The sequence below is a fragment of the Microbacterium testaceum genome (assembly GCF_001476285.1).
Classification (GTDB): Bacteria; Actinomycetota; Actinomycetes; order Actinomycetales; family Microbacteriaceae; genus Microbacterium; species Microbacterium testaceum_B.
In genome coordinates, this window is record NZ_LDRU01000125.1 from 1 (window position 1) to 7,311 (window position 7,311).

General features: G+C 72.0%; 7 protein-coding genes. 5 read left to right on the top strand and 2 right to left on the bottom strand.

The window, feature by feature from the left end; all coding sequences use genetic code 11:
* Both NS283_RS18500 and NS283_RS19010 read right to left on the bottom strand, forming a co-directional pair.
* Positions 1-477: RNA polymerase sigma factor (locus NS283_RS18500; protein ID WP_058598148.1), on the bottom strand; the 477-nt coding region annotated here is incomplete at its 3' end.
* Positions 474-1,169, bottom strand: coding sequence for a hypothetical protein (locus tag NS283_RS19010; RefSeq protein ID WP_058598149.1), 696 nt, complete (start codon positions 1,167-1,169; stop codon positions 474-476). The genes NS283_RS19010 and NS283_RS18500, both read right to left, overlap by 4 nt.
* 83 nt (positions 1,170-1,252) lie before the next feature.
* Here NS283_RS19010 and NS283_RS17605 point away from each other — a divergent pair, with 83 nt between their 5' ends.
* From NS283_RS17605 to NS283_RS17625, 5 genes are all read left to right on the top strand, one after another.
* Positions 1,253-1,690, top strand: coding sequence for a GNAT family N-acetyltransferase (locus NS283_RS17605; protein ID WP_058598150.1), 438 nt, complete (start codon positions 1,253-1,255; stop codon positions 1,688-1,690).
* A gap of 248 nt (positions 1,691-1,938) precedes the next feature.
* Positions 1,939-3,591, top strand: a complete 1,653-nt coding sequence (locus tag NS283_RS17610; protein WP_058598151.1) for a thiamine pyrophosphate-binding protein — start codon at positions 1,939-1,941, stop codon at positions 3,589-3,591.
* Positions 3,588-5,018 (top strand): FAD-binding oxidoreductase, encoded by a 1,431-nt coding sequence (locus NS283_RS17615; protein WP_058598152.1) that lies wholly within the window; start codon positions 3,588-3,590, stop codon positions 5,016-5,018. The genes NS283_RS17610 and NS283_RS17615 overlap by 4 nt, the downstream gene beginning before the upstream one ends.
* A gap of 39 nt (positions 5,019-5,057) precedes the next feature.
* Positions 5,058-5,825, top strand: coding sequence for a ribonuclease E inhibitor RraB (locus NS283_RS19015; RefSeq protein ID WP_193752707.1), 768 nt, complete (start codon positions 5,058-5,060; stop codon positions 5,823-5,825).
* A 259-nt stretch (positions 5,826-6,084) separates the two neighbouring features.
* Positions 6,085-7,053, top strand: a complete 969-nt coding sequence (locus NS283_RS17625; protein WP_193752708.1) for a hypothetical protein — start codon at positions 6,085-6,087, stop codon at positions 7,051-7,053.
* Positions 7,054-7,311: the final 258 nt, after the last annotated feature.

Sequence of the window (7,311 nt, forward strand, 5' to 3'; positions counted from 1 at the left end):
GGCGAACGCCGCGCGCAGCCGTGCGCGGGCGCGCTCGTAACGCTTGCGCGCGGCCGCCGGCCGCACTCCGGCGAGCGCTCCGGCCTCGGCGATACCGAAACCGTCCCACAGCACGAGTCGCAGCAGCTCCTGGTCGCCGGACGAGAGCGTCCCCAGCGCCTCGAGGGCGAGGAACGCCTCGTCGCTGACCGGCTCGCGCTCCTCCCGCTCGAGGGTCTCGTCGATGCGCGCGCGGCGCGCCCTCTTGCGCACGTGGTTCGAGAGCACGTTCCGGGCGATCCCGAACGCCCACATCCGTTGATCCTCGGATGCCACCGGCAAGCGCCCACGATGACGCCACAGCGCCAGCGTGGTCTCGGACACGCAGTCGTCGGCGTCGGCGCGAGGGTCGACGCGGCGCACGAAATACCGCAGCAGGTCAGGGACCAGAGGCTCGACCGCGGCCTCGAAGCGCTGCCGTTCGGCCTCGAGCGTCACCGTCCGCGCCCCTCGAGCATCTCGCCGCACCACGCGTCGACGGCCTCGACCCCCGAACGGTCGCCCGCTGTCGCGGCCGCGGCGAGGGCACGCTCCTCGTCCACGATCCCGCCGCCGTCGGTCGCCACCGTCGCGGGCCAGGTCGCCGCCGCGGTCAACGTCTGCGCGGCGACCGCCGTTCGTGCCGCGTCGCCGAGCGCGTCGGCATCCAGCCACTCCTCCCGCCACGCGCACCGGGCGTTCTGCTCGAACTCGCTGCGGATGCCGGTGACCTGGCGCAGTCCCTTCGGTGCGTCCGCGGCGATGGTGCGGGCGAACGCGGCGGTGTCGTAGCCGGGCGGGAGGGTCGCGTACGCGGGCCAGAGGGTCACCGCGTAATCGCCGTAGTCCGCCGCGGACGTGTCGATCCACTCGCTGCCGTCGGCCTCGGTGCCGACCGGTCGCGTCCCCTCCGGGGAGCCGGGGTTCGGCGAGCCGAACCACCCCGTGCGCGCGAGATAGCCGGAGGCGACGGCCGCACCCGGGATGCCGACGGCGCAGACGACCGCGATCGTCGCCGTCGGAAGGATCCAGCGCCGCCGACGGGGTCGCGTGGTCGCCGCCCGCACGATGCGACGGACCTCGGAAGCGGGGAGCGAGACGTCGCGCGCCGGGTCGGCCGCCGCGAGGGCTGCGAAGGGATCGTGGTTCATGAGGAGTCCTCTCTCATTCTCTTCACCCCGTTCCTGTCGCGGACGCGGCGAAACGTGACAGCCGCCGCGGTAACCTCTCGCTCGTGCACATCTCGCTCGATCCCCCGACCGCGGCGGAGTTCGCGGCCCTGTACGCCGAGACGGGGTGGGGCGCCTGGCCACCGGAGACGTTCGAGAGGGCTCTCTCCGGCACCTGGGTCATCTGCACAGCGCGTGACGACGACGGCGTGCTCGTCGGAATGGGTCGACTGATCAGCGACGGGGCCCTGCACGCCTTCGTCACGGAGATGATCGTGGCCGAGCGCGCCCGGGGCGCGGGGATCGGAGCCGCGATCGTGCGGTGCCTCGTCGAGGAGGCGCACCGTCGCGGCGTGCACGACGTGCAGCTGTTCGCCGCGCGCGGGCGTGCGGGGTTCTACGAACGCAACGGCTTCGTCCGGCGGCCCGCCGACGGTCCCGGCATGGACCTCGCACTCCCCGCATCGCGGGAGCCCGCCGGCTCGGGCGAGCGAAACTCCTGAGAAAACGGCGCGGTCCCGCCTCTCCGCGCCCGTCGAGGCCGACATCGACCAAAACACAGGAGTTTGGCCCACGGCATCCGGGCCTCGTCAGCCGACACGACGACTCCCAGAAGCTCGCGGATCGTATATGATCGCCGTGTCAGGCGCACGAAGCCGTGCGTCGCTGCTCGAAAAAGGGGCACGTAGCGCGAGACCCGCGCGAGACACATACGGCTCACTCCCGTCTCTGTTTCGCGAAAGGCTTCCGCATGCCCATCGTCTCGGCGCACGTCGCCCACACCCTCGGCCGCCACCTCGACCACGTCTTCGGCGTGATGGGCAACGGCAACGCGTACTTCCTCGACGCCCTGCACCGGCACACCGACGCCGTCTTCACCGCGATGCGCCACGAAGCCGGAGGCGTCGTGGCGGCCGACGCGCACTATCGAGCCTCCGGCCGCATCGCCGCCGCGACCGCCACCTACGGCGCCGGCTTCACGAACACCCTCACCGCGCTCGCCGAGTCGGCCCAGGCACGCGTCCCCCTCCTGCTGGTGGTCGGCGACGAGCCCACCTCCGGCCCGCGACCCTGGGGCGTCGACCAGGTCGCCCTCGCCTCGGCCGTGGGCGTGCGCACCTACACGGTCGGCGATCGCGACGCCTCGGCCACCGTGCTCATCGCGCTCGAGCACGCGCTGACGTACCGCGTTCCCGTGGTGCTGGCGATCCCCTACGACGTGGTCACGCGCGAGGCCGGCGAGCTGACGGATGCCGGGACCGTGACGATCCCCGCTCCCCTGGCTCCGCAGGGTCCGGCAGCTCACGCCACGCTCGACCGCATCGCCGATGCCCTGGCGACGGCCGAGCGTCCGTTCCTGCTCGCCGGCCGCGGCGCGTGGCTCGCTGACGCCGGCCCGGCGCTCGGGCACCTCGCCGAGATGACCGGGGCGATCACGGCATCCACCGCTCTCGGTCGGGGCATCTTCCCCGCCTCCGAGTACGACCTCGGCGTCACGGGAGGATTCGGCGCCGAAGGGGCCATGGAGCTCGTGCGCGAGGCCGATGTCGCCGTGGTCTTCGGAGCGGGCCTGAACCAGTTCACGATGCGCTTCGGCGAGCTGTTCGCCCCCGGCACGCAGGTCTTCCAGGTCGACGTGGCGCCCACCGCGACACACGCCCAGGTGGGCGGATTCGTGCGAGCGGATGCCGCGGTGGCAGCCGAGCAGATCGTGAACCGCCTGCGCTCTCGCGGGGCGGCGCCGTCGGGGTGGCGCGACCGCGTCAATGTCGCGACGCTGCGCGGGCAGGAGGCCGGCGAAGGATTGGCACCGGATGGCCGCCTCGATCCCCGTTCCGCCGCCGCGCGGATCGGCGAGCTCCTCCCCGAGGATCGCATCGTCGTCTCGGACGGCGGGCACTTCCTCGGGTGGTCGAACATGTACTGGCCGGTCGCCTCGCCCGACCGGGTGATGATGGTCGGGACCGCGTATCAGTCGATCGGCCTCGGATTCCCCTCGGTCGCGGGCGCCATCGCGGCGCGTCCGGAGTCGACGGTCGTGCTCACCACGGGTGACGGCGGCGGCCTCATGGCGATCGCCGACCTCGAGAGCGCGGTGCGCACGGCCGCGGGACACGGCATCGCGGTGGTGTGGAACGACGCCGCGTACGGCGCCGAGATCAACCTCTACGGCCTGAAGGGTCTCGCGCGCGAGCCGATGCTCATCCCCGAGGTCGACTTCGCCGCGGTCGCGCGCGGGTTCGGCGCGGAGGGGGTGGTCGTCCGAGAGGTCGCCGATCTCGACGCGCTCGCCGACTGGACGGGGAGAGACCCCGAGCAACGCCCCTTCCTGTTGCTCGATCTGCGCATCAGCGGCTCCGTGATCGCTCCGTATCAGCGCGAGATCATCAAGGTGAACTCATGAGCGTCGACGGCCGGGGCACTGCCCCGGCGTCCGTCGGCGCGGGGCGGGATGCCGCTTCGTCCCCGGTTCCAGGCGCGGCCCCCACGGACCTCGATGATCTCCGCGCCGCGCTCGGCGACCGCCTCCTCACCGACCCCGCGAGCCTCGCCGCCTGCGCCGTCGACAGCTCGCGCGCACAGCCCGAGGGCCTGCCGCTCGCCGTGGTGCGGGCCACCTCGACCAACGACGTGTCCACCGCTCTCGCGTGGGCGCACGCCCGTGGCATCCGGGTCTCCGTCCGCGGCGCGGGCACCGGTCTCTCCGGCGGAGCCGTTGCCTACGCGGGCGGCCTGGTGATCTCGCTCGAGGCGATGAACCGCATCCTCGACATCGACGTCGACAACCGCCTCGCCGACGTCGAGGCCGGGGTGATCACCGCGGATCTGGATGCCGCCGCCCTCGCCCACGGCCTGTTCTTCCCGCCCGACCCGGCGAGCGCGCAGTGGTCGACGATCGGCGGCAACATCGCCACGAATGCCGGCGGCCTGCGCTGCGTCGCGCACGGGGTGACCACCGACGTGGTCGCCGCCCTCGAGGTCGTGCTCGCCGACGGACGCGTGATGCGCACCGGCGCGCGCACGCGCAAGAACACCACCGGCTACGACCTCACGAGCCTGTTCACCGGCTCCGAGGGGACGCTCGGCGTGATCACGGCGGCCACCGTGCGCCTCAAGCCCGTGCTGCCGGGCCAGCCGCGCACCTTTCGCGCGAGCTTCGACGACATCGAGGATGCCGGGCGCGCGGTGACCGCGATCGTGTCCGGCCCCGCGGCTCCCGAGGTGCTGGAGCTGATCGACGCGCGCAGCGTCGAGATCATCGAGGCGTTCCACCCGAGCGGCCTGCCCTCCCCCGGCGCCGCGATGCTCGTCGGCCAGACCGTCGGGCTCGCCGCTCACGAGACCGCCGCGGCGATCGCCGACATCTGCCGCGCGCACGGCGCGGCCGAGACCGAGATCAGCGACTCCGACAGCCTGCTCGAAGCCCGTCGCCTCGCGAACCCCGCGCTCACGGCGCAGGGGCTGCGGGTCTCGTGCGACGTCGGCGTTCCGGTCGCCGCGCTCGCGACCGTGTTCCGCGGCATCGGCGAGATCGCCGCGCGCCACGGCCGCCGCATCGCGGTCGTCGCCCACGCCGGCGACGGCAACCTGCACCCCACGGTCGAGGCGGGCGAAACCCCCGAGGAGTACGCCGCCGCCGAGCTCGTCATCGACGACATCACGCGGCTCGCGCTGTCGCTCAGCGGCACGATCTCCGGCGAGCACGGCATCGGCTCGGTCAAGCGGCACGAACTCCCCTGGCAGCAGGATGCCACCGCCCTCGACGTGCAGCGCGCGATCAAGGCCGCACTGGATCCGGGTGGCATCCTGACCCCGGGTCGCGCGGTCTGACGCGCGTCACCCGCGGCCCGGGACCGCCATACTGACCGCATGGACTCCCTCCCTCGAACGAGCGATTCACTTCTCGTACGCACCGCGGCGACACCCGCGGACGAATGGATCAACCTCGTTGTTGCGGTGCGCACGGAGAACGCCCATGGGTTTCGCGCATACGTGCAGATCGTCGATGACGCCCGCTGGTACGGCGCGACGGAGGACGACGTCCGGTCGGCGATTCCCGACAACGATGAGGGTGCGTCCGTCCTCTTCATCGCGGATGACATCACCCTGACGACCGAGGGCTCCCCCGTGCTCGTCGTCGACCTTCAGAAGGGGCGTCCGTCGTTCCGGTGCGTCGCGGCCGACCTCTGGGCCGTGGACAACAACCTCAACATCGCGAACGTGGACTGGGAAGACTTCGCCGACGAGGCCGACGAGCAGGGGGTCTATAGATCCGAGCCCCTTGTACCGCCCGCAGAACGCTCCGCGACGGTCGCGCGCGAGATCGCGGCGTGGCCGACGCAGGTGGACGCTCGCCGACAGCTCGGCGAGAACTTCACCGCCCCGCGCCCGGTCGAACACTTCGCGTACTTCCGCTCGCGCAGATCCGCCGACGCCGCAGCCGACGATCTTCGCTCGCGCGGCTTCACGGTCGCAATCCACCGCCTAGGGCTACGCCTCATCCTGGTCGCCACACGCGTCGAGACGCTGACCGATGCGTCGGTGGCGACATTCCTCACCGAGGTCATCGGCGTCGTCGAGGCGAGGAAGGGCGACTACGACGGCTGGGGCGCGAACGTCGAGGTCCGCGACGCCTGAGGACGCGCGCCGTCGCCTCGGGCACCGCGATCGCGAGCGGCCGGAGGCGGCATCCATTCGTTTGCCGCAAATAGTCGGCGCCGTGCACGCGAGGCGGCAACGTGCGGCAAATGACGCCGGGCCCCGGACGCTCGTTTGCCGCGAAGGGCCGGGGCGGGCGGCGGCGGCCGACCAGGTGCGGCAAACGACGGAGGCGGGGTTCTCCACAGATTGCGGATGCCGTGCCCACGCGCCGCTCCGACAGTGTGATGTTGCAAGGGTGAGAGCTGCATCCCTGCCCGACGAACTGCCCGAGTCCTTCTCGGTCGGTGCGGCGGTGGAGCTGGGCGTGTCACGGCGACGACTCCGGGCTGCCGACCTCTCGTCTCCGTTCCACGGCGTGCGGACGCGCTCGGCCCCGCCGGACGACGGATTCGAGGCATCCGTTCGACGTCGATCGACCGAGTACGCCGCGCGGATGCGGGATTGTGAATTCTTCTCTCTGGTCGCGGCGGCCGTGATGTGGGATGCACCGCTGCCCTCGTCGGTCTTTCACCTCCGCGATGCATCGGGCCGACTCGTCGAACGCCCGCTCGACGTCGGGGTGATCCTCCCCTCGCGTGCGAGCAGAGCTCGAGGAGTGCGAGGCACTTCGATCGCGGAGGGGATGGGCAGCGTCCGCACCGAGCCCGCGAGCGGCCTGCGAGCGACGAGCCCGGCGACCACCTGGGCGATGATGGGCGCCCTGCTGCAGCGGGACGATCTCATCGCACTCGGCGATGCGTTCGTGCGCGAGCCGATGCGCCCCGGCGACCCGCCGGCGCTCGCGACGATCGCCGAGCTCGCGGCGGCCCTGGAGGCGGGGCGACGGCGGGGCGCCGCCACGCTCCGCGACGCGTTACCCCTGGTGCGCACACGCTCGCGGTCGAGGAAAGAGACCGAGACGAGGCTGACGCTGATCGCGGCGGGACTCCCCGAGCCGTCGCTGAACTGGCCGGTGGTCGTGGCCGGAAAGGTCGTGGCACTCATCGACCTGGCCTATCCGGAGAGCAAGGTGGGCTTCGAGTACGAGGGCGAGCAGCACCTGACGGACCCGCACCAGTGGGCAAGCGACATCCGACGCTACGAGATGCTCGCGGATCTCGGATGGCGCATCATCCGCGTGACCAAGTCCGACCTCGCCGAGCACCGTTCGCCGTTCGTGGAGCGGGCGCGCGCGGCGTTCACCGGGCGCACCCGCCTCAGCTGACATCCACGGTCTTCGCGATCGCCCCGGCAGCGGCACGTCGCCCACCGTCGCGGCATCCGTTCGTTTGCCCCACATGGCCGCTCGGCACTCCATCAGCGGACACCTCGGGCAAATCAACGCCCGCACCGACCCCTGGCATCCGCTCGCTTGCCGCACATGGCCACCTGCCGCCCCCACCACCGACCACCTCAGGCAAACGAACAGACCAGCCCCACGCCCACGGCATCCCCTCACTTGCCCCACATGGCCGCTCGGCAC